We start from the raw sequence: 25,302 nt of genomic DNA, 5'->3' as shown, positions 1-25,302 counted from the left end.
CCCGGGGACGGGAGCAGCAGCGAGAGGGGAGAGCGGCGTGGCGGACAGGACGATCCTGGACATGTTCCGGCTCGACGGCCGGGTGGCGATCGTGACGGGGGCCTCGTCGGGGCTGGGCGTGGTGTTCGCCCGGGCGCTGGCCGAGGCCGGTGCCGACGTCGCCCTCGGCGCCCGGCGGGAGGACCGGATGGCCGCCACGAAGGAGGCGGTCGAGGCGGTCGGCCGGCGGGCGATCACCGTGCGCACCGACGTGGCGGAGGTGGAGGACTGCCAGGCGCTGGTCGACGCCACGATGGCGGAGTTCGGCCGGGTCGACGTGCTGGTCAACAACGCCGGCATCGGCACCGCCGCGCCGGCCACGCGGGAGAAGCCCGAGGAGTTCCGCGCGGTCATCGACGTGAACCTCAACGGCTGCTACTGGATGGCGCAGGCCTGCGGCCGGGTGATGAAGCCGGGCAGCTCGATCGTGAACATCTCCAGCGTCCTGGGGCTGACCACCGCGGGGCTGCCACAGGCCGCCTACGCCGCCAGCAAGGCCGGGCTGATCGGCCTCACGCGCGACCTCGCCCAGCAGTGGACCGGCCGCAAGGGCATCCGGGTCAACGCGCTGGCACCGGGCTTCTTCGCCTCGGAGATGACCGACCAGTACCCGGAGGGCTACCTCGACCAGCAGATGGGCCGGGTGCTCGTCGGCCGCGCCGGCGACCCGATGGAGCTGGCCGCGGCCCTCTTGTTCCTCGTCAGCGACGCCGGCGGCTACGTCACCGGGACGACGATCCCGGTGGAGGGCGGCATGCTCACCAGCTGAGCCCGGCACCGGGCCCCGCCGTCGTGGCGGGGCCCGGTGCGGCTCAGGCCCGCTCGACCCGGTCGACCAGCGCGCTGATCCGGTCGACCAGCTGCGGCCACACCGCGCGCGGCAGGTCGTGGCCCATGCCCTCGACCACCAGCAGCTCGGCGCCGGGGATCGCCGCCGCCGTCGCCCGGCCGCCGGACACGTTGACCAGCGCGTCCTCGGCGCCGTGCACCACGAGGGTGGGGACGGCGACCCGCGCGAGGTCGGCGGTGCGGTCGGGGCTGGCCAGGATCGCGGTGAGCTGGCGGGCCACCCCCGCCGGGTTGTATGCCCGGTCGAACGACAGCCCGGCCCGCTCCCGCAGCCCGGACTCGTCGAACTCGAAGCCGGGGGAGCCGATGACGCGGTAGGTGTCGACCGCGCGCTGCACGGCGCTCTCCCGGTCGGTGGCCGGCGGGGCGAGCAGCACGCCGAGCGCGGCCTCGGCCGGTGCGCCGACCGCAGGGTCGCCGGTCGTGGACATGATCGAGGTCAGGCTGCGCACCCGCTCCGGGTGCCGGATGGCCAGCGACTGGGCGATCATCCCGCCCATCGAGGCGCCGACGACGTGCGCGCTGTCCAGCCCGAGGGCGTGGAGGAGGCCGGCCGTGTCCTCGGCCATGTCGGCCAGGCGGTACGCGACGCGCGAGTGGTCCCCGCCCATGACGGCGAGCACGTCGGGTGCGCCGGCGGCGTCCAGGTGGGTGGACAGGCCGATGTCGCGGTTGTCGAAGCGGATGACGTACAGGCCGCGCTCGGCCAGCATCCGGCAGAACTCGTCGGGCCAGCCGATCATCTGCGTGGCCAGGCCCATGACCAGCAGCAGCGGTGTGTCCTCGGGCGAGCCGAAGGTCTCGTAGGCCAGCTCGACGTCGCCGGCGCGGGTGGTCTGCACCCCGGTGTGCTCCATGGCCCGCACGCTAACCGGGCGCCGTCCGCGGGCCTCGACCGGAGGGCTGACCCGGAGCCGCGGGTGTCAGTGCAGCTCGAGCCGGATGAGGGACAGACCCGACCGGCTGACCGCGTCCTGCAGCTCCTCGAGCGTCGGCGTGCGGCCCACGGTGATCCGGATGCCCATCCGGCGCTGTGCCGCCCGCCAGCCCATCTCCTCGATGAGCCGCTGGTAGACGGCGGCCACCGTCGCCGGATCGGTCACGAGCTCCGCGTGGGCCGGACGACGCCGACCGCGGAAGGTCACCTCGACCTCGGCCCCCCCGGCGCAGTTGTGGCGCCACCCGCTGTTGGTGAAGACGGTCGGGACGCCGTCCACGAGGTGGTAGCCGGCCGGGACGTCGTAGCGCCGGCCGGTGCGCCGACCGGTGAGGTGGAGGACGAGCAACTGGCCGCCCGCTCGGCCGCGGCGCACGAGCCGCCGCACGACGGGGTTGACCAGGCCCATGAGCGCGGTCGGGGGATGGCGGCGCTCGACCGCGTGGTGGTGGCTCAGGACGGCCTCCTCGATCGGCGCAGGTGAGTCCGCCCAGGATCGTCCCCTCGCGGGCGGCGGGCGACCAGTGGCCCCCGGCCGCGGAGCCGCGGACGAGCGCGGTGATGGCTACGCTGCGCCGCTACGTCCGACCGACCGGGGGCAGGTGGCGCTGTGGCGAGCGAGGCATCCGAGACCGAGGCCAGGGACTTCGCGGCCGGGCTGCGGTCGTTGCTCGAGTGGCTGCACGTCACCGGGGAGGGCCGGCGCAACGAGGTCGTCGCGCTGGTGCAGGAGGCGCTCGGGCCGGCCGGTCTCCAGGAGTCGGTGGTCGCGCGGGAGCTGGCGGCCTTCGAGCACGTCAACCTGCAGACCGCGCTCGACGCCTGGACCGCGGCCGACGGGCGCTCGGTGGAGGTGCGCGGCGTCGTGCTCCCGCCGCACTTCGGGGGGATCGGCCTGCAGCAGCTGATGACCGGCGAGGGGCTGCCGCCGGTCCGGCTGAGCGCTCCCTCGGTGGTCGACCTGCCGAACGGCCCGGGGTCCACGCTCGCCTGCCTGCGCCTGGCCCTCGTGCTGGTCAGCGACGACACCGGCCGCTACCTGCTGCTGGTGCAGGGGCCCCGGGAGCACGAGGAGCCGACGCTGCGCGTCGAGGTCGCCGGGCTGCCGGTGCACCAGGCGCAGGGCGTCCTGGCCGAGCTCGACCGGCTGCGCCGCGAACTGAACGTCTACCGCGGCCGGCTGGTCGAGGTCACACCCGGGCCGATGGGCCAGGTCGTGCTGACCTTCCTCGACCCGCCGGACCTGCAGCGCGACGACGTCGTGCTGCCCGCCGCCGTCCTCGACCGGGTCGAGCGGCACTCCCTGGGCGTCGCCGGGCACCGCGTGGGCCTGCGGGCCGCGGGCCAGCACCTCAAACGCGGCCTGCTGCTCTACGGGCCGCCGGGCACCGGCAAGACGCACACCGTCCGCTACCTGCTCGGCCGGATGGACGACTACACCCGGCTGCTGCTCACCGGCCGCTCGCTCGGCGTGGTCGGCTCGGTCACCGAGCTGGCCCGCGACCTGCAGCCGGCCGTGGTGGTGCTCGAGGACGTCGACCTCGTCGCCATGGACCGCTCCTTCGGCCCCGGCGGCAGCCCCGTGCTCTTCGACCTGCTCGACGCCATGGACGGCGCGGCTCCCGACGCCGACCTGCTGTTCGTCCTGACCACCAACCGCGCCGACCTGCTCGAGCCGGCGCTCGCCGCCCGGCCCGGTCGCATCGACGTCGCGGTGGACGTCGACCTCCCGGACGCCGCCGCCCGCCGACGGCTGCTGGAGCTCTACGGCCGCGACGTGCCGCTGCGGCTGGCAGAGGACGACGTGGCGCGCGCCGTCGAGCGCACCGAGGGCGTGACCGCCTCGTTCCTCAAGGAGCTGCTGCGCCGCGCGGTCCTGGAGGCGCTGCACGAGCAGGACCCGGTGGTCGAGGTCACCGCCGCGCACGTCGACCGCGCGCTCGACGACCTGCTCGACTCCACCCAGCAGGTCACCCGCACGCTGCTCGGCGTGGGCGGCGGGCCGGAGGTCGCGGACGGCGACGTCGACGGCGACGGCTACAGCGCGGTGCCCGGCCCGGGGCCCGCGGTGGTGGTGACGGGCTCGTACTTCCCCTACCGCCCGCACTGACCGCGGCCAGGAGGCAGCGGGCGGAGCGACGTCAGCGGGACCGCCTGGCGGCCCTGCGCTCGGCCTTCAGGAGGGCCTTCCGGGCCCGGGTCTCGATCACCTCGCGGGTGTCCCGGCCGTCCCTGCGGCCGAGGAACGAGCGCAGCAGCCGCGCGAGCGCCAGTTCGGGTCCGGCGTGGTTGCCCGTCCCGCCCTGGGACTCCTCGCCGAGGAAGCCCGGGTCGGGGGCGTGCCAGGGATCCTGGCGGGGGTCGGGGCGGGGCATCGCAGTCCTCCCGGGATGGACGACGTCCGCGGTGGTCACCGCACACCGTCGTCATCGGCCGCCGGCTCGTCGACTCGAGGCGAGGACCCCCCGGGACGAGGAAGGCCCCGTCGGTACCCGTCTCCGGGCGGCCGGCGGGGCCTCGTGCGTCGCGGTCGGGGACCGGCGACCGTTGCTGCGTGTGTGCCCCCGGCAGGATTCGAACCTGCGCACCCGCCTCCGGAGGGCCATCGGGGAGCTCCGCTGACCTCGCTCTTCTCCGGCTATTGACGATCTGACCAGCAGGAATGCCGTTGGTAGGTGGTGGCCCTTGCAGGGCCCAGACGGACGTTCTGCGGACCTCCTGCGGACTCCCTGCGGACTGTCCGCCGGTCGACCACGGACGCTCGAGACCGAGGACGAACACCGTCCGGGCGCTGACGGTGGCGCAGGCGGTTGCCTGATCCCGGCAGGCGGTTGGCGTGCTCCACCACTCGCTGCTCGGTGGCGGAGGTGCGGTGAGTCAACGGCTCGGCTTGCTGAATGGGTCGCCGTTCGGGCTGTCCAGGACGCACTCCGCCTCGACCGTCCATCGCGGACCGTCGTCCTCACCTGACCGGTGGAACGCTGGCAGGGCGTCCCATGGGGAGCGCTCACGGCGGCGAAGCTAGCGACGTGACGATGGCAAGTGCTGGTGAGGTGAGCGAGGACGAGCAGCGCTGGGCGCAGGCCCTTGCGCTGCTCGACCGCCTGCCCACCGAGGCGGGGGAGCAGCGGCTGCGGCGCTGGCGCCGGCGGCGGATCTGGACACTGCTGGCGCTGCTCCTGGCTTCGGTCGCCGTCATCGTCATCGTGACGGTGCTGCTGGGCGGCGTCTCTTCGCCGGTGTCGGCGGTGCCGCGCTGGCAGCAGATCGCCGGCTTCAGCGTCGCGAGCGCCGGGCTGGTGCTCCAGCTGACCGGCGTGGTCGCCGCGGTGCGGAGCACCCGCCGGGTGCGCGCCTGGAACAGCCCACTGGCCGTGCTCACCGCTGGGCAGCGCAAGGAGCTGGCCGCCGCGGTCCGTGGGCGGCGATCGATCGCGCCTGACCGGTTGCCGCTGGCGCGGCTGCTGGCTGAGCAGTTGCTGGTGTCGCGCACCAGCGTGGTGGCCAACGCGGGCCTGGAGGTGCTGTTCATCGGGCAGTGGATCGCCGACCCGGCGACGTGGCGGGCGGTGATCGCCGTCGGCTACGGCGTGCTGCTGGCCATCGTGTGGCCGTTCCTGCGCCGGGATATCCGCGCGGCCCAGCGCTTCCTGCTCGCGCATCCGACGCCGGCAAGGTGAAGGCCGCCAGCGACCGGTGCACAGCCACTCGGCCGTCATCCGCGGACAGCAATCAACGGGGTGCTGGGGCCAGCCAGCTAGGGCCGAGTCATCCCCGACATGATTTGAGCCGTGTTGTTGACCTGCACCGACTAACTCAGGCGGGCCCCTGACCAGCGGATTTAGCGCTGGGTGTGATTGACGGTCATCGGGTGGAAGTACGTGTTCTGCGGACCGTCTGCGGACTCAGCGCGGACTGTCGGCGAGGTCGAAAGATCGCAGTCAGAAGCGACGCCGCCCCGAAGCCAGCCGAGGATGTCGGCCGCAGCGGGCCGCCGGACGGGCGCTGACGCGTCCTTAGCGGGATAGGCCTGCGACCCACCCTTCCCCCGGCCCGCTGCAGCCGGATGGAGCCGGTTGTGAGGCGCGGCCAGGAGTCTGTGGAAGGGCGTCACGGGTCCCAACAACACATCCCTGCCGCGGGGTGGTCGGGACAGGGCCGGTCGCCCGGCCCGCAAGGGTAACGAGGAGGTGGTCGCCGCGGCGATCCGCACCGTCTCCGCCCAAGCCGACGCCGAGCACGTGCACGCCCCGCTTGACGTCATCGCCGGCATGCTCGGCCGGCCATTCCCCGAGTTGAGACCATGCTCCCTGCGGCCGCCGATGCGCTGCTGGCGTTCACCGGCGTTGGTGACGAATCGGTGACGGCACGGTGACGCGAGCGCCCTAGCATGGTGGCGGTCCTACGGGCCCCGGGCGGCCCAGTCGCGGCATGTATCGACCCGCATAATGCTGTCGGCCCCGTTTCCGAGGGCCACAGTGTAGTGAGGGTGTTAATCGCCGCTTTATCGCTCAATGGACTTGAAACCACAGGCAACGTTGCAGACAGCACAATGGAGGCGCATCTACATGGCCAACGTAGCGGCCCTGTTGACCTCGGAGGCTAAGGCGCTGTGATCGACGGTATCGGAATTGATGAGGCGATACAGACGCTTCGAGCTCAACTGTCGTCCGCAGTACAAAGTAGCCAAGGGCAAGACTTGCGATTCCGGTTGGGACCGATTGAACTAGAGTTCACTGTAGTAGCAACTGACTCTGGAAAGGTTGGGGGCGGAATCAAGTTCTGGGTCGTCTCTGCAGAGGCAGAGGCCGCCCGAAGCCAACAACTGACACACATCGTCCGCCTCAAACTCGAACCTGTGCGCTCGAGTAGTGACGAACCGGTCCTGGCTGGAGACGAGCCTCAGGCGGTCCCCAATTAATGTAGGAAGGGCGCGTGCGACAGGCTGATGTGGTAGAGGTCCTCGGCGAGGTGGAAGCGAGCGACGGGTCGCGAAAACATACCTATGGAAGTGGCTACAGGATCAGCACCCATCTCATTCTCACCAGTGCCCACGTCTTAGCGCTCCCAGAGGAACGCGGGCACTACATCGTACGGGGCGGCGCCGGCAGTCGTAGCTCAAAGGCTAGTCCAATACTTCTGTCCCCAGAAGGCGCAGACATAGCCGTGCTCAAACTTGCCGATGGCCATGGGTGGGAGCCCATCGAAACCCCGCGCTTCGGCCTACTGGTCGACGACGAGGGGTTTGTGCCGTTCGAGATGATCGGATGGCCCCGCGGTGCTGAAATCCGCAATAGGCGCGACACCGTGCAACTGGCCGGACGGGTTTCTCTCGGCTCCAGCGTCAAGAGCGGCCTGCTCAAGCTGTTCCTCGACGGGCCTACCCCCGTATATGAGACTAGCTCTCAAGACCCATGGTTAGGGTTTTCGGGTGCTGCGGTGTTCTGCCGGTCCGTGCTGGTGGGTGTGGTCAAGCAGCATCACATTGCTCTCGGCATAGACCAGCTGGACGCGGAGCCCGTTGCCTCTCTTGAAGATGAGCCTGAGTTCACGGCGCTATTTGCGAACCAGGAGCGTCCTTCTGCATTCCTCCGGATACATGGGGACATCCCGGTCGAGGAGCGCGGGCCGTCGTTAGAGACCCGCCTGGCCCGAGCGGGAAGTGCATCTCTTACCAACTTCAGGTCACGCCAGACCCCCTTCGTTGGGAGGGGTCATGAGATCGGCCAGCTCCGGACCCTTCTGGAGGATCGGCGCTCTTTCGCCTGGCAGGTAGTGACGGGCGCCGGAGGAAGCGGGAAAAGTCGACTTGCGCTGGAATTATGTATCGCGGCACAGGAAGCCGGATGGCAAGCGGGTTTCCTCGTACCGGACAGAGCGTTCTCCTGGGAAAACTGGTATCCATCGAGGCCAACCCTCATCGTCATCGACGAGGTCGAATATAACGTTCAGGCTGCCAAGCTTGCCATTCGCGTTCTCTCCGAAAGGGAGGAGTATCTGCCGCAGCGAGTTCGGGTTCTCTTGCTCGGAAGGGAGCGCGCTACTCGAGTGGAGAGCATACTCGGGGTCGAACCGTCTGTCTGGGAGACCTTCTTCGTCGAGACACAACCGTACGACCCAATAGCGCTCGCTCCCCTGGTGCGCGAGGATGCCGAAATTCTAGCCGCGTCGGTGCCAGGCGTGGAAAAGCTGATTCAGCTGCCCAGCGATCCCAGTGTAGGACTACCTCTTTATACGGTCCTGGCTGCTATTGCAGGGGCAAGTCTCGGTCGATGGGACGCCACTCTCGCGACCCGGTACATACTAAACCGCAACAGGATTAGCTACTGGAAGGACATGAAGGACAGCGATGAGCTGGCGCTGGCGTATGCATGTATAAGCAGGGATCCGACGGCACGCTTGGCCGCCGAAGGGGTAATTGCGGACGTCGGGTGGGATGAACTTGTTCGACGCAATCATAAATGGACTGGAACCGACGGGGTGGGGCTCACCTCGCTGGAGCCTGGGCCTGTTGCGGAGTTGTACGTACTCGACCTGATGGCGCGCGCTAACACGCCTGCAGGCACAGACGACACTGGGCATCGCGCAGCGAGCGTGGCATTCGCGCTCAATTCGTTCGCAAATGAGTTCGTGCTTCGCTCTTTTGTGCATTATCCCGCGCACCCCGGCCTTCCCCGCCTTCTAGCTGCCATGGTGGCAGAATTCGACCGTAGCTTTCCGCAGGTTTGGAGCTGGGGTGGAGCAATACTCCACGATTCTGCGGCCGACTATGCCGCGGAAGGTGACATTACGTTGGCGCTCGCGGAGTTGGATGCCATGTGTCTGCTCCGGGAGAGAGGAGAGTTCGCCTCGTTAATGTCGAGTCCCGCGCAGGTGGCTTTCACCGTACTAACCGTATCCGCGGAGAATGAATACTGGCACAATGCTGATCTGTCGCTCGATCGGCTTGATCTTATCGCGTCGTCCTGGCCGGGGGACGCGCAATACGTGGGGCGCGGCTACAGCAACTACGTGATCCTTGCGTCGAAGGCCGGGGGGCAGGAGGCGCGGGTGCTTGACGGGTACAAGCGGTTGATGAAGAAGCTGTACGATTTAGGGTCTGTCCTGGCGCCGTACGCTGCAGATGCGCTCCAAAATGCCGTTAGCGCTGAGGAAAGCTGCGAGAAGGCTCTGCAACTACTGCGCGACGTCCTCGGACGGCCCGAACTGCTAATCGACAACGATGGGCAAATTGAAGTACTGCCCGGCAGTGATCGGCAGATTGCATACGGCCTATTCGGCGCAGCGTTCAATGTCGCCAATCGGGCAGGTCGAGAAGGACGGCCTCAGTGCGGACTCGAAGCTCTCAATATTCTTAACGAGCTCGGCGAGCATGTGGCTACTGATGACCCTGACTGGGTCGTAGATCGCATGGGGTCGGCGTTGATGTCCATAGGAGTGTCCGTCAAGGACGCAGCGGAGGATGATGCTCGGAGAGTCCTCTCGGTGTTGGCCGACTATTACGCTAGGTCGCGTTCAGGCAGCAGCCCCGAATTGCGCATGAAGGTATTCGTTGCTCTATCAAACTATATCTACAGTACTGAGTTGGCAGGTTCGGCGCTCGCCGCGTTGAATCTTCTATGCGGGCTTCAAGGAACGTTCGAGAGCACTTGGAACGCCGCAGAAGTATGCCTCTTACGAGGCGCTAGAGTGGTTAGTCTTGGCGCCGATGTGGATGAAGTGAGAGAACTTCTTGCCCGCACAGTTCCGGCGTCTCTGCGTGAGGATTTGGTTATAACTGGGCCGGATGAGCATGCCAAGTACCGCGACGAAATCTTCGCGCTAAGGCAATAGGAGAACGCTAGGGGCGCCACCTCAGGTCGCGGTCGCGCTTCGTCGGGCGGCCGTGGGGGCCACGATGGCAGGCGGCCCAAAATTGAGCAGACCGTCGAGACCGCACCATCAGACGATGTCTCTTGGCCGACATCGGCGGACACTTGCACCGCAACTGTCGAGGCTCCTCGGGCGCGTGTCGTCGGCCGCCTTTGTGCAGGCCTGCAACCGCCGGACCAGCGCTCCGTGCGACTGGGGGATCCACGGAGCGGGGTCCCCGCCCCTACGGCTGGGATCCCGCAACCCCGCTAGGCCACCAGCAGTCACAAGTGCTTGTCGCACATGGCCGCGAGTCCGAGTAGGCATAATCGCGAAGCCAATAGCTTTCAACGCTAATCATCCGCTTCTGCGTATTTACTGCTGAGCGGCACACATGCTGCCGATACCGTCAGCTGAACTTGGCTGAGCAGGACCATGTTGTCAGAGAACTGTGGTCCGGAACGGCTCTCAAGAGCCGCCATGTTGTGCTTGCGCTCTGTGCTGCCTGCCACTGCGCTGGGTGTGGCTGCCCTTCGGAGTAGGGCTCGGCGTCGGCCTCCGATTCGCTGGCCGTGGGCGGCCGCCGGGGCACTAGGGCGTGTCTGACGGATCTTGCCGGTTGGAGTCGGCAGGCTCCAGGCGATGCGACAGCATCGATGCGTGGTCTCCGATGAGGCGTGGGCGTGGATGGAGCCGCTGCTGCCCTCCTCGATCGGACGCCGGGGCGGGCGGTGGCGCGATCACCGCCAGGTGATCGAGGCGATCGCCTGGAAGTACCGCACCGGCTCGCCCTGGCGGGAACTGCCCGAGTCCTTCGGGCCCTGGCAGACCGTCTACGAGCGGCTGACCCGCTGGAGCACCGACGGCACCTGGGCCAGGCTGCTGGCCCGCGCCCAAGCCGACGCCGACGCCGCCGGTGAGCTGGACTGGCTCATCGCCGCGGACTCCACCCTGGTGCGGGTGCACCAGCACGGAGCCAGCGCCCGGCGGATCGGCGGTAACGCCGCCACCGCCCGCGGGCAGGCCGACGACGACCAGGAGGGCGGCCGGCGCCCGGCCGGATGAGCCAGCCGACGCCGGTGCCATCGACGATCGGCTGATCGGCGAGCCGGGCGATCACGCCATCGGCCGCTCCCGGGGCGGGCTGACCACCAAGCTGCACGCGCTCACCGATGGCCGCGGACGGGCCCTGGTGGTGCTGCTGAGCGCCGGCAACGTCCACGACACCACCATGTTCGCCGCCTTGCTGGCCGCGCTGCGGGTCGCCCGGTCCGGTCCCGGCCGACCGCGGACCTGCCCGGACTACCTGGTCGCCGACAAGGGCTACAGCTCCCGGGCCAACCGGGCGCTGCTACGCCGCCGCGGCATCGCCCACACCATTCCCGAACCGCGCGACCAGCAGGCCAATCGGCGCCCAAGGGCTCCGCCGGAGGACGCCCGGTCGGCTTCGACGCCGGCCGCTACGCCCGCCGCAACGTCGTCGAACGCGGCTTCTGCCAGCTCAGACAGTGGCGCGGGTTGGCCACCCGATACGACAAGCACGCCCGCAACTACGTCGGCGCTCTCAACCTCGCCGCGCTACTGACCTGGCTCCCATGATCCGACAGACACTCTCTAGAGCCCGCAGCCGCTTCACTCGGCACTGGAGACACCCACGAATCCGACTTCAGTGCAGGTCCGGAGCTCCGGTCCGGTGTGCTCGCCGCCGGTAGACCTGCAGAACGGGCTCCACTGCTCGAGCTAGACCGGGCGGTCGCAGTCGTAGATGCGTCCGTCTCGTAGCTGCCCGGCCACTTCGCTGAGCAGCCTCGGGCCAGTCACGGCGGCTCGAGGCGATGGGGACGCGGACCTCGACGCGTCGCTCGACGACCTCGACTGCCGAGCGGCCGTAGGCGGCGGCTCGGGTTTGCTCCCAGGCATAGTGCCGGCAGGTGGCCAAGTACCACATGGGGATCGGCCTTCAGCCTGCTTGGGAGGTCCGCCCACCACCCACACATCGGGTCGGCGGCTCGGCGGTGCGGTCCGTCCCGATCGCCGCTAACTGCCCGTGGCCTGGTCCCCCCGACGGGGCGCGTTCGGCCTGCTGACGCCGTTGGCGCTCGCGTGCGGATAGCCAGGCTCGGTCCTCGGGCCGGTGGCCGGTCCCTCTGCCCTGCACGCTGCCGACGGGCCTCCGGTAACCCGTCACAACGAGTTCCGGGACGCCGAATGCATGAGGTGTGTCCCTCTTGATTTTGGGCTTCTCCAGTGAGGGGACTCGACGTCGGGTCAGGTCCTGGGCGCCGCGTCGATCCACGGGCCCTCTGCGCCCGGTGTCGTCCGACCGGACCCGCTCGGAGTCCTCGCCCACGGTGCGCCTCCGCCCAGGCGTCGACGGCCTGCAGCGCGGCGGGCCACTCGGGCCGGTGCATTGCGCAGGTGCCGTCGCCGCCGCCGGCCGCTCAGCGTGCTGGCTGGAGCGGTCGTTGACCCGGTCGACGGCGACTGCCTCGTCGGCGGCGAGCTCGATGAGGCGGATGACCGCGTCGAGGTAGCGCAGTTCCGGGTCCCCAGGCTGGCCGGACTCGTCGGCGAGTTCGGCGCGCATCTGCGCGGCCGCGGCGCGGGTACGGGCGACGTCGTCGGTCACGGCTGGCCTTCGGCGAGCGATGCAGCTGAGGGCGCGACGTTAGGTGTCGACGGCTCCTACGGTGCGCCCGCCTGTTCGACGAGGAAGGACGATCACCGTGGACATGACCATGATCAGCGAGCTGTTCAGCGGCACCAGCAGGACGTGGATCGCGCCGGGGGAGCGGCGCTGGGCGCCTGAGGGTTTCGAGGACCTGACCCACGCGGTGCGCGAGGGGGACAGTGTGGCCCGGTGCGGCCAGCAGCTGTCGCTCGTGCCGGACGGGACGCTCTTCCCGCTGCCGCAGGTGAGCAGCGCCGGCGTCTGCCCGGCGTGCGCGAAGCTCGCGCGCTGATCCTGTCGCGCCCTGGGCGGTCACTGCTAGCCGTCCAGGGCGCGGCGCAGCGGCTGGGCGTGCGCGCGGTAGACGACAGCGGTCGTGGTGGCGCCCTGCTCGTCGTGGTCGCGGGCCATGTCGTCCCACTGGCCGGCGAGCCGCCTCACCTGCTGCAGGGCGGCATCGGCTTCGTCCCGCTGGCCGCGGATCCGCGCTAGCTCGGCCCATAGGCGGTCGTGTTTCCGCTTGAAGGTCGGCTGCCAGGCCGTGAGGGGACCGGTGACGAGCTGCTCAGCCTGCTCCGGCCAGTCCCACACCGCCGCCCAGTGCCCGGAGTCGTAGTGCTCGATCATGGCGCGCAGCCAGCCGCGGACGCCGTCGACGAACTCCTCACGTCCGTGCTCATCCGCCGGTGCGGTCACGCCAGGCGAGGTCTGGGGTGAAGTCCCGTCGACGATGGCCCGGTCCGCGGGCGACGAGTGCGGATGCAGGATCACCGCCTGGATCCCGAGGGCACTGGAGACGGACCGGAGGACCGCTGCAGCTCACCTCTTGAGGTGCGGTCATCCACAGGCGCTGGCGCGTCCACAGTCTTTACCGTTACGGCCGACACAACGCCTTCTCACGCTAGACGGGTCCTGCGGACAGGACCCGAGCGGGACGAGGGCAAATGGCGAGCATCGCGAAGCGAGCCGACGGACAGTGGCGGGCGCGGTACCGCGATGCCACCGGACGCGAGCACGCTCGGCACTTCCGCCGCAAGGTCGACGCACAGCGGTGGCTGGACGGCGTCACGACTGCCATCGAGACGGGCGCCTACGTCGATCCGCGGGCCGGGCGCATCACGGTGGACGAGTGGGCGGGCCGGTGGCTGCACAGCCAGGCGCATCTCAAGCCCACGACGCTGGCTCGCTACCGCGGCATCCTGCACGGGCACCTCTTGCCCAAGTGGGCAGACCGGCAGCTGGCGACGCTCTCCCACGCGGAGATCCAGACCTGGGTGGCGGACCAGCGATCGGCTGGCATGGCGGCGGCCACGGTGCGCAAGCACTTCCGGGTCCTCAGCCTCGTCCTCGACCTGGCTGTCCGTGACGGCCGGCTGAGCCGCAACCCCTGCACCGGGGTGAACCTCCCACGTGCCGAGCAGGTCCGTCGCCGCTACCTGACCCACCGTCAGGTCCACCTACTCGCTGCCGAGACGGCTCGGCCCAAGGCGGGGACGCGACTGCCGTACCGCGAGCGAGAGGTCATGGACTCCTACCGGCTGGTCGTCCTCGTCCTGGCCTACTGCGGTCTGCGCTGGGGAGAGCTCGCCGCGCTGAAGGTGAGCCGCATCTATCTCACGCGGCGCCGGCTCGAGGTCGTCGAGTCGGTCGTCGAGGTCAACGGCGCGCTCGTCTGGGGGGTGCCCAAGGGCTACGAGCGCCGTTCCGTGCCCGTACCGGCCTTTCTGCTGGAGGAACTCCGGAGGCATCTCGACGGCCGCGGTCCGGACGACCTGTTGTTCACCGGCCTCCGCGGTGGAGGAGTGCTCCGCAACCGGATCTTCCGGCGCGCTGGCTTCGACCGCGCTGCTGCGGCCGTGGGACTCGACGGCTTGGTGCCGCACGAGCTGCGGCACACCGCCGCCAGCCTCGCCGTCTCCTCCGGGGCGAACGTCAAGGCCGTCCAGCGGATGCTCGGGCATGCCTCGGCCGCGCTGACGCTCGACACCTACGCCGACCTGTTCGACGACGACCTCGACGCCGTGGCCGACCGGCTGGACGACGCCGCCCGGCACGTCCGCGGCGGTCTTGCGGACTTTTTGCGGACTAGGGACCAGAACGGCCCGGACGCAGGACCGTCCGGGCCGTAGCTATGAGCCGCTGACCTGCGGTTTTATGGTGCCCCCGGCAGGATTCGAACCTGCGCACCCGCCTCCGGAGGGCGGTGCTCTATCCCCTGAGCTACGGGGGCTCGGGGCAGGAGTGAAGTTACCAGCCGTCCCCGGCCGGCCCGACGCCGGGAGTCAGGGCGCCGGCAGCGGCGTCCCACCCCGCGCGGTGAGCATGTCGACCATCGTCGTCACCTCGGCGCTCTGCGTGTCGGCGATGGACCGGGCCAGCCTCCGCACGGCGGGCTCGGCGGCGTTCTCCGCCGCGTACTGCGCCATGTCGAAGCCGCCCTGGTGGTGACGGGTCATCAGCCGCAGGAACTCGACGTCGAAGGCGGTCCCGGCCAGGGACCGCAGCTCCGCCAGCTCCGCCTCGGTGGCCATCCCGGGCATCACCGCGCCGTCGGTCCCCGACGTGCCGTGACCGGCGTGCCCCCCGCCCATCCAGGCCATGTGGTCGCCGCCGGAGCGCGACAGCCCCCACAGCGACAGCCAGCCCTCCATCCGGCCGGCCTGGTTGGTCTGCGTGCTGGAGATGTCGAAGGCCAGCCGGCGGACCTCGGGGTCGGTGCTGCGCTCGAGCGCCAGGTTGGCCATCTCGACGCCCTGCCGGTGGTGCACCGCCATGTCCCGGGAGAAGCCGGCGTCGACCGAGTCGGCCGTCGGCGTCTCCTCCTGGCCGATGCCCAGACCCACCGCCAGCGCCCCGCCGAGGGCCACCAGCGCGACGGCGATGACGGCCAGCAGCACGGCGCGCAGGCCGCGGCCGCGCGGACCCGGGGCCGGGGCGTCCTGGTCCGGGTCGACGGCGGTGGCGGTCATCGCGGCCTCACTCCGTGCTGGTCCCGTCGGCCGCCGCGGTCGGCGTGGTCGGGGCGTCGGTGGTCATGGCGTCGGTGCCGCGGCTGCTCTCGCCGGTGACGAGCGGGTCGGCGACGAAGTCGGGGTTCTCGCAGCTCGCGCCGATCTCCGGATAGGCGTTCTCGACCTCGCCGTTGAAGGTGAGGAAGTCGGCGAACTGCTCGATCCGGGGGTCGTCGGCCGAGTCCACCTTCAGCTGGTGGTTCCACGACTGCACGCTCACCGCGGCGTCGAGGCCGGCGTAGGGCGACAGCAGCCGGCCGGAGACGCCGTCGACCAGCTCCTCGAGCCGCGTGACGTCGTCGTCGGCGAGCTGCTCCGGGTCGTAGGCGATCCAGACGGCGCCGTGCTCGAGGGAGTGCACGGCGTTCTCGTGCCGGATGTCGGCGTCGTAGACGGTGCCGGTGCAGTCGGCCCACTCGCCGTCGTGCGGCCCGCCGACCGGCGGCGACTGCTCGTACTGCACAGGGGTGGTCACGTGCTCCTGACCGGCGGCGTAGTCGAAGCTCTCGATGCCGGCGATCTCGTCGATCGAGTCGATGCGCGCCTCGTCGGCCTCGCGCACCTGCAGCACGGCGTAGGTGATCGCCGCGGCGGCGAAGACCACGACGGCGACCGCGGCGGCGATCAGGCCCCACGGCCGCTGCTGGGTGACCACCTGCGTCGGCGGCCGGGTGCGCCCGCGCCCGCCGGTGCCACGGTTCGGCGTCCTGCCCGTCGAGGCGGGGCGCGCGCCGGAGCCGCCCCTGCCCGTTCCGCCGCCGGAGCGGGTCGCCCCGCCTCCGGCGCGGCCGGAATCGGGCTTGCGGTCCTTGGCCACGTGCTCTCCTCGGTGATCGTCGAGTGGTGCGTCCGCCGGTCGTGGCGCAGCATGGGTGCGCGCCGGCTCGGCAGGCCTCACGCCCGCCCTCGCCCGCGAGTCTAGGTCGGGTTCCTGTGCCTGCCCCGGCACCGTGGGTACGGCGCGGAACCGGGTCGCGCCCGCTGCGTACGCTTCCCGGGTGACACCGGAGCAGTTGCGCGACCTCGTCCGGACCGTCGTCGCGGCGGTGGTCGAGCGCGGCACGCTCGCCGTCGCCGTCCCCGACGACGTCGTCGTCGAGCGCCCCAAGAACCCCGACCACGGCGACTACGCCACCAACGTGGCCCTCCGGCTGGCCAAGCCGGCCGGCCGCCCGCCGCGTGAGGTGGCCGAGATCGTCGCCGGGGAGCTGCGCACCCGCCCGGGCATCGGGCGGGTCGACGTCGCCGGCCCGGGTTTCCTCAACCTCACCCTGACACAGGGCGCCCTGGGCCGGATCGCGGTCGACGCGGTCACCGCCGGCCCCGCCTACGGCTCCACCGACGCGCTGGCCGGGCAGCGGCTCAACCTCGAGTTCGTGTCGGCCAACCCGACCGGCCCGGTGCACATCGGCGGAAGCCGGTGGGCCGCCGTCGGCGACGCGATCGGCCGGCTGCTCGAGACCAGCGCCGCCGACGTGACGCGCGAGTACTACATCAACGACGCCGGCGCGCAGATCGACCGGTTCGCGCGGAGCCTGCAGGCCGCCGCGGCCGGCCGGCCCGTCCCCGAGGACGGCTACGGCGGCACCTACATCGCCGACATCGCCTCCCAGGTCATCGCCCTCGAGCCGGACCTGCTCGGCCGGGACGAGCAGGAGCAGGTGCGGGTCTTCCGGACGCGAGGCGTCGCGCTGATGCTCGACGAGATCCGCCGGTCGATGGAGGAGTTCGGCGTCGACTTCGACGTCTGGTTCAGCGAGCAGTCCCTCTACGACACCGGCGCGGTGGAGAAGGCGATCGCCCGGCTCCGGGACCAGGGGCACGTCTACGAAGCCGACGGCGCCGTCTGGCTGCGGACGACGGACTTCGGCGACGACAAGGACCGCGTGCTGGTCAAGGCCGACGGCGAGACGACCTACTTCGCGTCCGACTGCGCCTACTACCTGGACAAGCGGTCTCGCGGCTACGACCGGGTCGTGATCATGCTGGGCGCCGACCACTCCGGGTACGTCGGCCGGTACAAGGCGCTCGTGGCGGCCACCGGCGACGACCCGGACGAGCACCTGGAGATCCTCATCGGCCAGCTGGTCAACCTGCTGCAGGGCGGGGAACCGGTCCGGATGAGCAAGCGGGCGGGCACGATCGTGCTGCTGTCCGACCTCGTCGACGCCGTCGGTGTCGACGCCGCCCGGTACGCGCTGGCGCGGGCGTCGGTCGACCAGCAGATCGACATCGACATCGACTTGTGGACGCGGAAGACCAACGACAACCCGGTCTTCTACGTGCAGTACGCGCACGCCCGCATCTCCTCGGTGCTGCGCAACGCCGCCGACCTCGGCATCGCGCTCGGGGAGGCGGGGGAGGTCGACGTCGCCCTGCTGACCCACGAGCGGGAGAACGACCTGCTGCGCGCGATCGGCGAGTTCCCGCGGGTGCTGACCTCGGCCGCGGAGCTGCGGGCGCCGCACCGGGTGGCCCGCTACCTGGAGGGGCTGGCCGGCACCTACCACCGCTTCTACGACGTCTGCCGGGTGCTGCCCCGCGGCGACGAGGAGCCCGGGCCGCTCACGACCGCGCGGCTGTGGCTGTGCGCCGCCACCGCGGTGGTGCTGCGCAACGGCCTCGGCGTGCTCGGGGTCTCCGCCCCGGAGCGGATGTGAGGGCGCACCCGGCGGGGCCGCTGCACGGCGCCATGGCCCCGCCGCCCTCGGCCGGCACGCCGCCGGAGGACCTCGGCGCCCTCGACGAGCAGATCTGGCCGCGCTCGGCCCGCCGGGTCGACGGCGAGCTGCACCTGGGCGGCCGGCCGGTCACCGAGCTGGCCCGCGCGCACGGCACCCCGCTGTTCGTCCTCGACGAGGGCGACTTCCGCGGCCGTGCCGCCGACTTCGCCACCGCCTTCGACGGCGCCGACGTCCACTACGCCTCCAAGGCGTTCCTCTGCGGCCAGGTGGCCCGGTGGCTCGCCGACGACGGCCTGCACCTGGACGCCTGCAGCGGCAACGAGATGGCCGTGGCACTGGCCGCCGGCTTCCCCGCCGAGCGGATCGCGCTGCACGGCAACAACAAGTCCCTGGTCGAGCTGCAGCTGGCCGTCGACGCCGGCATCGGGCACGTCGTCCTCGACTCCTTCGACGAGATCGACCGGCTGGTGCCCATGGCGGCGGCGCGGGTGGCCGCCGGGGGAACGCCGGTCCCGGTGCTGGTGCGCACCACCGTCGGCATCGAGGCGCACACCCACGAGTTCATCGCCACCGCGCACGAGGACCAGAAGTTCGGGTTCTCGCTGGCCACCGGCGACGCGCTGACCGCCGCCGTCCGGGTCATCCGGGAGCCGGCGCTGCACCTGACCGGGCTGCACAGCCACATCGGCTCGCAGATCTTCGACACCGCGGGCTTCGAGGCCGCCGCGCACCGCGTGGTGGGGCTGATGGGCCAGGTGCACCAGGCCACCGGCGAGGTGCTCGAGGAGCTCAACCTGGGCGGCGGCTTCGGCATCGCCTACCTGCCCGACGACGACCCGGTCACCCCCGGCGACGTCGCCCGCCGGCTGCGCACCGTGGTCGCCGCCGAGTGCGCCGCGCTGGACCTGCCGGTGCCCCGGCTGGCGGTCGAGCCGGGCCGGGCCATCGCCGGCCCGGGCACCGTGACGCTGTACGAGATCGGCACCATCAAGCCGGTGCGGCTGGGCAGCGGCAGCCACGGCGCGCCGCCGGTGCGCAACTACGTCTCGGTCGACGGCGGGATGAGCGACAACATCCGCACCGCTCTCTACGACGCCGACTACACCTGCGTGCTGGCCAACCGCACCTCCGACGCCCCGCCGGCGCTGTGCCGCGTCGTCGGCAAGCACTGCGAGAGCGGCGACGTGCTGGTCCGCGACCTGTGGCTGCCCTCCGACGTGCGGGCCGGCGACCTGCTCGCCGTCGCCGCCACCGGCGCCTACTGCTGGTCGATGGCCAGCAACTACAACTACCTGCTCAAGCCGCCCGTGGTCGCCGTCCGGGACGGCGTCGCCACCGAGATCGTCCGGCGGCAGACACTGGCCGACGTGTTCGCCCTCGACGCCGTCCTCGCGAACCGACCCGCGCCGTCGCCGGCGGTCGACCAGCCCGCGCCCGAGCACCCGGTGGGAGCCCAGTCGTGACGCCCCTGAAGGTCGCCCTGCTCGGCTGCGGCACGGTCGGCGGCGCGGTGCTGCGCCTGGTCGGCGAGCAGGCCGCCGACCTCACCGCCCGCGTCGGCCGCCCGGTGGAGGTCGCCGGGGTCGCCGTCCGCCGTCCCGACCGGCACCCCGACGTGCCCGCCGGGCTGCTCACCACCGACGCGCACGGCCTGGTCACCCGCGACGACGTCGACCTCGTCGTCGAGGTCATCGGCGGGATCGAGCCGGCCCGCTCGCTGATCCAGGCCTCGATCGAGTCCGGCAAGTCGGTGGTCAGCGCGAACAAGGCGCTGCTCGCCGAGGACGGCGTCGCGCTGCACGCCGCGGCGGCCAAGGCCGGCGTGGACCTGTACTACGAGGCGGCGGTGGCCGGGGCGATCCCGCTGCTGCGCCCGCTGCGCGAGTCGCTGGCCGGCGACCAGATCCGCCGGGTCGTGGGCATCGTCAACGGCACCACCAACTACATCCTCTCGCGCATGGCCGAGACCGGCGCCGGGTTCACCGAGGCGCTGGCCGAGGCCACCGAGCTCGGCTACGCCGAGGCCGACCCGACCGCCGACGTCGACGGGTTCGACGCCGCCGCCAAGGGCGCGATCCTCGCCTCGCTGGCCTTCCACACCGCGGTCACCGCCTCCGACGTGCACCGCGAGGGCATCTCCGCGGTCACCGCGACCGACGTCGCCCGCGCCGCCGAGATCGGCTGCACGGTGAAGCTGCTGGCGATCTGCGAGCGCGTCGCGGGGCCCGACGGGGACTCGGTCGCCGTCCGCGTGCACCCGGCGATGATCCCGACCACCCACCCGCTGGCCGCCGTCGGCGGGGCGTTCAACGCCGTCTTCGTCGAGGCCGAGGCCGCCGGGCAGCTGATGTTCTACGGGCAGGGCGCGGGGGGCGAGCCCACCGCCAGTGCCGTCCTCGGCGACCTCGTCGCCGTCGCCCGCAACCGGGTGGCCGGGGCCGCCGGCGCCGGCCCCACCGCCTACGCCGAGCTGCCGACCCGGCCGATCGCCGAGACGCCGACCCGCTACCACGTCAGCCTCGACGTCGCCGACGTGCCCGGCGTGCTGGCGACCGTGGCGACCGAGTTCGCCCGGCACGAGGTGAGCATCGCCACCGTCCGCCAGGACGGCCACGGCGACGCGGCCACGCTGGTCATCGTCACGCACAGCGCACCGGACGCGGCGCTGTCGGCCACGATCGCCGCGCTGCGGGAGGTGCCCGCGGTCCGCGGGGTGACCAGCGTGCTCAGGGTGGAGGGGTTGTCATGACGGGGACGCTGCCGGGTGCCGTCTCGCCGGCCTGGCCCGGCCTGATCGAGGCCTACCGGTCCCGGCTGCCGGTGAGCCCGGCGACGCCGGTCGTCACCCTGCACGAGGGCGCCACCCCGCTGGTCCCGGCGCCCGAGCTGTCGCGGCGCACCGGTTGCGAGGTGTTCCTCAAGGTCGAGGGCGCCAACCCGACCGGGTCGTTCAAGGACCGCGGGATGACCATGGCCATCACCAAGGCCCGGGAGGAGGGGGCGCAGGCGGTCATCTGCGCCTCCACCGGCAACACCAGCGCCAGTGCCGCCGCCTACGCCGCGCGCGCCGGGATGGTCTGCGCCGTCCTCGTGCCGCAGGGGAAGATCGCGCTCGGCAAGCTGGCCCAGGCCCTGGTGCACGGCGCCAAGCTGCTGCAGGTCGACGGCAACTTCGACGACTGCCTCGCGCTGGCCAGCAAGCTCGCGATCGACTACCCGGTCAGCCTGGTCAACAGCGTCAACCAGTTCCGCATCGAGGGGCAGAAGACCGCCTCGTTCGAGATCGTCGACGTGCTCGGCGATGCCCCCGACGTGCACTGCCTGCCGGTCGGCAACGCCGGCAACATCACCGCCTACTGGCAGGGCTACCGCGAGTACGCCGACGACGGCCCGGCCACCAGGCGCCCGCGGATGTGGGGGTTCCAGGCCGCCGGTGCCGCGCCGATCGTCACCGGCCGGGTCGTCGAGCAGCCGACCACCATCGCGACCGCGATCCGGATCGGGAACCCGGCGTCGTGGACCAAGGCGCTGGCCGCCCGCGACGAGTCCGGCGGGCGCATCGACGCGGTCACCGACCGCGAGATCCTCGCCGCCTACCGGTTGCTGGCCCGCACCGAGGCGGTCTTCGTCGAGCCGGCCTCGGCCGCCTCGGTGGCCGGGCTGCTCAAGGTGGCCGCGGCCGGCGACCTCGAGCCCGGGCAACGCGTCGTGTGCACGGTGACCGGCAACGGGCTCAAGGACCCCGACTGGGCCATCTCCGGAGCGCCCGCGCCGGTGACCGTGCCGGTCGACGCCGCCGCGGCCGCCGCGCAGCTCGGTCTGTGAGCAGCCCCGCCGTCCGGGTGCGGGTCCCCGCCACCAGCGCGAACCTGGGCCCCGCCTTCGACTGCGCCGGCCTCGCGCTGACGCTGCACGACGTCGTCGAGTTCGCCGTCGCGGACGCCGGGCTGTCGGTGGAGGTCGCCGGCGTCGGGGCGGAGGAGCTGCCCGCCGACGAGCGGCACCTGGTCGTCCGGTCCTTCCGCGCCGCGTGCGACCTGCTCGGCTGGTCGCCGCCGGGCCTGCGGGTGCGCGCGGTCAACGCCATCCCGCAGGGCCGGGGGATGGGCTCGTCGGCGGCGGCGGTCGTCGCCGGGGTGGTCGGCGCGTTCGAGCTGTGCCCCGACGTCGACGTCCGCGACGACGGCGCGGTGCTGCGGCTGGTGTCGGACCTGGAGGGTCACCCCGACAACGTCGCCGCCTGCCTGCTCGGCGGGGCGACGCTGTCCTGGACCACGTCGGCCGGGGCGCGGGCCGACCGGCTGCCGGTCAGCGCCGAGGTGGCGCCGGTGGTGCTCGTCCCCGAGGGCACGCTCGCGACGCACACCGCGCGCACGCTGCTGCCCGCCGCGGTGCCGCACTGCGACGCCGCGTACAACGCCGCCCGCGCGGCGCTGCTGGTGCACGCGCTCATCGCCGAGCCGGGGATGCTGCTCGAGGCGACCGACGACCGGCTGCACCAGCGGCAGCGCGCGGCCGCGATGCCCGGCACGCTCGCGCTGGTCGACCGGCTGCGCGCCGCCGGCCACGCGGCGGTCGTGTCGGGTGCGGGCCCGAGCGTGCTGGTGCTCGGGCGGCACCGGGCCGGCGACGACCGGGCCGATCCAGCGTCGGCCGGCCACGTGCGCGAGGTGATCTCGCTCACCCCGGAGGGGTGGCGCGTGTACCCCCTGGAGGTGGACCACGGTGGCGCACGAGTGTCGGCCGTGACGCCTGGGGTATCGTCTTCGTAACGAGGAACACTCCGCCTGACAGCGGTGTTGTCCCGACCGTGGGGCGAGCCTAGGCTTCCTGGCGTAGCCGCCCTCGGGCGAGCCTCGCGCGGAACGTTGCAGACGACCTTCCTGTCGACGCTGATCCCGCTCCGCACCCATCAGATCCGCCGCTCCCTCCTGTCCCGAACCCGTCGGGACCGGGGCCGGCGCCGGGTCACCCCCTGTGCCGGTAGGCGCAGGTCACAGCAGGGAAGGACCTGTACGTGAGCGAAACCACCGACCTCGCGACCGTCGGCGCCCCCGAGGGCGTCGCCACGGGCGAGGCACCTGCCGCTCCTGGCTCGGCGGGCCGGACCCGCCGCCGCGGCAGCGGGCTGGCCGGGATGCTGCTCCCCGAGCTCCAGCGACTGGCCGCCGAGCTGGGCATCTCCGGTGTCGGCCGCATGCGCAAGGGCGACCTCGTCGCCGCCATCTCCGCCCGTCAGGTCGACAGCGCGCCGGGCGCCGTCCCGGCGCCCAGCGCCCCGGCCGACGAGGCCGGCTCCGCCTCCGGCGCCCCCGCGACGCGTGGCGTCGCCGCGACCGCCCCGCCGGTCGAGGCCCCCGTCAGCGGCGGCGCGAACGGCGGCCCGCTGACCGGGACCGCCGCCCCGGCCGCCGAGGGCGCCCCGCGCCGCCGCCGGGCGGCCAGCCGCCCCGCCGGCACGCCGACCGCCCCGGCCGCCGGCCCCGTCACCGACGCCGCCCCCGCCGAGGCCGCTCCCGCCGAGGCCGCGCCGGTCGCCGACGCCCCGACCGCCCCGCCGGCAGAGCGCACCGAGCGCACCGACGGCGAGCGGACCGACGGCGAGCGTCCCGAGCGCGGCGAGGGCGAGCGCCCGGCCCGCAACCGGGACCGCAACCGCAACCGCGAGGGTCGCGACACCACCCGCGAGGGTCGCGACACCACCCGCGAGGGCCGCGACACCGCCCGCGAGGGCCGCGACACCGCCCGCGACGGCGAGCGCACCGGCCGTGACGGCGAGCGTGCCGAGCGCTCCGGCCGTGACGGGCAGCGGGACGGCCAGCGCGACGGCCAGCGCGACGGCCAGCGCGACGGCAACCGCGGTCCCGACCGCGGTGACCGCGCCGAGCGCAGCGGCCGCCCGGACAACCGCACCGACCGGGCCGCCGACGGCCGCGCCGACGGCCGCAACGACGAGGACGACGACGACTTCGAGGGCGGCCGCGGCCGCCGCGGGCGCCGCTACCGCGACCGCAACCGCCGCAACGGGCGCGACCGGTTCGAGCAGCAGGGCGAGCCGACCGTCAGCGAGGACGACGTCCTCCTGCCGGTCGCGGGCATCCTCGACGTGCTCGAGAACTACGCGTTCGTGCGGACGTCGGGCTACCTGACCGGCCCGAACGACGTCTACGTGTCCCTGTCGCAGGTGCGCCGGCACGGCCTGCGCCGCGGTGACGCCATCACCGGTGCCGTCCGCCAGCCGCGGGAGGGGGAGCGCAAGGACAAGTACAACGCGCTCGTCCGCCTCGACACGGTCAACGGGCTCGAGCCCGAGCAGGCGCGCAACCGCCCCGAGTTCACCAAGCTGACCCCGCTCTACCCGCAGGAGCGCCTGCGGCTGGAGACCGACCCGCACCAGCTGACCACGCGGGTGATCGACCTGGTGATGCCGATCGGCAAGGGCCAGCGCGCGCTCATCGTGTCGCCGCCCAAGGCCGGCAAGACGATGGTGCTGCAGGCGATCGCCAACGCGATCACCACGAACAACCCCGAGTGCCACCTCATGGTCGTCCTCGTCGACGAGCGGCCCGAGGAGGTCACCGACATGCAGCGCTCGGTGAAGGGCGAGGTCATCGCCTCGACCTTCGACCGGCCGCCGTCGGACCACACCACGGTCGCGGAGCTGTCCATCGAGCGGGCCAAGCGCCTGGTCGAGATGGGCCACGACGTCGTCGTGCTGCTGGACTCGATCACCCGCCTGGGCCGCGCCTACAACCTGGCCGCCCCGGCCAGCGGGCGCATCCTCTCCGGCGGTGTCGACTCCACGGCGCTCTACCCGCCCAAGCGCTTCCTCGGCGCCGCCCGCAACATCGAGAACGGCGGCTCGCTGACCATCATCGCCTCGGCGCTGGTGGAGACCGGGTCCACCATGGACACGGTCATCTTCGAGGAGTTCAAGGGCACCGGTAACGCGGAGATCAAGCTCGACCGCCGGCTGGCGGACAAGCGGGTCTTCCCGGCCGTCGACGTCAACGCGTCGGGCACGCGCAAGGAGGAGATCCTCATGTCGCCCGACGAGCTGGCCATCGTCATCAAGCTGCGCCGGGTGCTCGCCGCGCTCGAGCCGCAGCAGGCGCTGGAACTGCTGCTCGCCCAGCTGCGCAAGACGCGCAACAACATCGAGTTCCTCATGCAGGTCCAGAAGAACACGCCCGGCACCGCGCTCGACTAGCGCCACCGGCGGGGCCGGCGAGCAGCCACCCGCCGACGGGGCCCCGGCCG

The 25,302-nt window shown here is 71.8% G+C and carries 19 protein-coding genes, 1 tRNA gene and 2 pseudogenes; 15 read left to right on the top strand and 7 right to left on the bottom strand.

The features are described from left to right. The first annotated feature begins 37 nt into the window (after positions 1 to 37). On the top strand, positions 38 to 808 hold the full coding sequence (locus ACI78U_RS02840) for an SDR family NAD(P)-dependent oxidoreductase (RefSeq protein ID WP_456873774.1): 771 nt from the start codon (positions 38 to 40) through the stop codon (positions 806 to 808). Between the two features lie 43 nt (positions 809 to 851). Here ACI78U_RS02840 and ACI78U_RS02835 read toward each other — a convergent pair whose 3' ends face one another. Further along, entirely contained in the window at positions 852 to 1,745 is an 894-nt protein-coding gene (locus ACI78U_RS02835) for an alpha/beta fold hydrolase (protein WP_456873773.1), read from the bottom strand. A gap of 66 nt (positions 1,746 to 1,811) precedes the next feature. Further along, positions 1,812 to 2,234 (bottom strand): nitroreductase/quinone reductase family protein, encoded by a 423-nt coding sequence (locus ACI78U_RS02830; protein WP_456873772.1) that lies wholly within the window; start codon positions 2,232 to 2,234, stop codon positions 1,812 to 1,814. A 201-nt stretch (positions 2,235 to 2,435) separates the two neighbouring features. On the opposite strand from ACI78U_RS02830, the gene ACI78U_RS02825 reads away from it, so the two are divergent. Further along, entirely contained in the window at positions 2,436 to 3,935 is a 1,500-nt protein-coding gene (locus ACI78U_RS02825) for an AAA family ATPase (RefSeq protein ID WP_456873771.1), read from the top strand. A 31-nt stretch (positions 3,936 to 3,966) separates the two neighbouring features. Here the strand turns inward: ACI78U_RS02825 and ACI78U_RS02820 are convergent, their stop codons facing one another. Continuing rightward, entirely contained in the window at positions 3,967 to 4,200 is a 234-nt protein-coding gene (locus tag ACI78U_RS02820; protein ID WP_456873770.1) for a hypothetical protein, read from the bottom strand. Between the two features lie 660 nt (positions 4,201 to 4,860). Here ACI78U_RS02820 and ACI78U_RS02815 point away from each other — a divergent pair. The 6 genes and pseudogenes from ACI78U_RS02815 (at position 4,861) to ACI78U_RS02790 (ending at position 12,639) form a co-directional block, all read left to right on the top strand. Continuing rightward, complete coding sequence (locus tag ACI78U_RS02815) at positions 4,861 to 5,505, top strand: hypothetical protein (protein ID WP_456873769.1); 645 nt, start codon at positions 4,861 to 4,863, stop codon at positions 5,503 to 5,505. 495 nt (positions 5,506 to 6,000) lie between these two features. Continuing rightward, positions 6,001 to 6,164: pseudogene (locus ACI78U_RS02810) on the top strand (IS256 family transposase); the annotation flags it as partial. 273 nt (positions 6,165 to 6,437) lie between these two features. Next, on the top strand, positions 6,438 to 6,746 hold the full coding sequence (locus ACI78U_RS02805) for a trypco2 family protein (RefSeq protein WP_456873768.1): 309 nt from the start codon (positions 6,438 to 6,440) through the stop codon (positions 6,744 to 6,746). Between the two features lie 14 nt (positions 6,747 to 6,760). Then, positions 6,761 to 9,658, top strand: a complete 2,898-nt coding sequence (locus tag ACI78U_RS02800) for a serine protease (protein ID WP_456873767.1) — start codon at positions 6,761 to 6,763, stop codon at positions 9,656 to 9,658. Between the two features lie 660 nt (positions 9,659 to 10,318). After that, a pseudogene (locus ACI78U_RS02795) lies at positions 10,319 to 11,275 on the top strand (IS5 family transposase). A 1,127-nt stretch (positions 11,276 to 12,402) separates the two neighbouring features. Continuing rightward, positions 12,403 to 12,639, top strand: a complete 237-nt coding sequence (locus tag ACI78U_RS02790) for a hypothetical protein (RefSeq protein WP_456873766.1) — start codon at positions 12,403 to 12,405, stop codon at positions 12,637 to 12,639. A 26-nt stretch (positions 12,640 to 12,665) separates the two neighbouring features. On the opposite strand, the gene ACI78U_RS02785 is transcribed toward ACI78U_RS02790, so the two are convergent. Further along, the gene (locus tag ACI78U_RS02785; protein WP_456873765.1) at positions 12,666 to 13,118 is read right to left on the bottom strand and encodes a hypothetical protein; all 453 of its coding nucleotides are present in this window, start codon (positions 13,116 to 13,118) and stop codon (positions 12,666 to 12,668) included. A 173-nt stretch (positions 13,119 to 13,291) separates the two neighbouring features. On the opposite strand from ACI78U_RS02785, the gene ACI78U_RS02780 reads away from it, so the two are divergent. Then, positions 13,292 to 14,476 carry a tyrosine-type recombinase/integrase gene (locus tag ACI78U_RS02780; RefSeq protein WP_456873764.1) on the top strand — a complete coding sequence of 395 codons (1,185 nt, stop codon included), beginning with the start codon at positions 13,292 to 13,294 and terminating at the stop codon, positions 14,474 to 14,476. A 26-nt stretch (positions 14,477 to 14,502) separates the two neighbouring features. Here the strand turns inward: ACI78U_RS02780 and ACI78U_RS02775 are convergent. From ACI78U_RS02775 to ACI78U_RS02765, 3 genes are all read right to left on the bottom strand, one after another. Further along, positions 14,503 to 14,577: transfer RNA gene (locus tag ACI78U_RS02775), tRNA-Arg, on the bottom strand. A 52-nt stretch (positions 14,578 to 14,629) separates the two neighbouring features. Then, entirely contained in the window at positions 14,630 to 15,316 is a 687-nt protein-coding gene (locus ACI78U_RS02770) for a DUF305 domain-containing protein (RefSeq protein WP_456873763.1), read from the bottom strand. Between the two features lie 7 nt (positions 15,317 to 15,323). Beyond that, positions 15,324 to 16,175 (bottom strand): DUF3105 domain-containing protein, encoded by an 852-nt coding sequence (locus ACI78U_RS02765; RefSeq protein WP_456873762.1) that lies wholly within the window; start codon positions 16,173 to 16,175, stop codon positions 15,324 to 15,326. 181 nt (positions 16,176 to 16,356) lie between these two features. Here ACI78U_RS02765 and argS point away from each other — a divergent pair, with 181 nt between their 5' ends. The 6 genes from argS to rho all read left to right on the top strand — a co-directional run bounded on the left by argS (position 16,357) and on the right by rho (position 25,252). Beyond that, entirely contained in the window at positions 16,357 to 18,018 is a 1,662-nt protein-coding gene (gene argS / locus ACI78U_RS02760) for an arginine--tRNA ligase (protein ID WP_456873761.1), read from the top strand. Then, a complete protein-coding gene (gene lysA / locus ACI78U_RS02755; protein ID WP_456873760.1) occupies positions 18,015 to 19,505 on the top strand; it encodes a diaminopimelate decarboxylase in 1,491 nt (496 codons plus the stop codon). The genes argS and lysA overlap by 4 nt, the downstream gene beginning before the upstream one ends. After that, positions 19,502 to 20,791: a homoserine dehydrogenase gene (locus ACI78U_RS02750; RefSeq protein ID WP_456873759.1), complete on the top strand. Its 1,290-nt coding sequence runs from the start codon at positions 19,502 to 19,504 to the stop codon at positions 20,789 to 20,791. Before lysA ends, ACI78U_RS02750 begins: the two co-directional genes overlap by 4 nt. Then, on the top strand, positions 20,788 to 21,867 hold the full coding sequence (gene thrC, locus ACI78U_RS02745; protein WP_456873758.1) for a threonine synthase: 1,080 nt from the start codon (positions 20,788 to 20,790) through the stop codon (positions 21,865 to 21,867). The genes ACI78U_RS02750 and thrC overlap by 4 nt, the downstream gene beginning before the upstream one ends. Then, on the top strand, positions 21,864 to 22,814 hold the full coding sequence (gene thrB, locus ACI78U_RS02740; protein WP_456873757.1) for a homoserine kinase: 951 nt from the start codon (positions 21,864 to 21,866) through the stop codon (positions 22,812 to 22,814). Before thrC ends, thrB begins: the two co-directional genes overlap by 4 nt. 245 nt (positions 22,815 to 23,059) lie before the next feature. Then, positions 23,060 to 25,252 (top strand): transcription termination factor Rho, encoded by a 2,193-nt coding sequence (gene rho, locus ACI78U_RS02735; protein WP_456873756.1) that lies wholly within the window; start codon positions 23,060 to 23,062, stop codon positions 25,250 to 25,252. The last annotated feature ends 50 nt before the right edge of the window (positions 25,253 to 25,302 follow it).

Source organism: Geodermatophilus sp. SYSU D00710 (genome assembly GCF_054050195.1).
The sequence above is the reverse complement of the archived record's forward strand: the minus strand, read 5'-3'. Positions and strand labels throughout refer to the sequence as shown.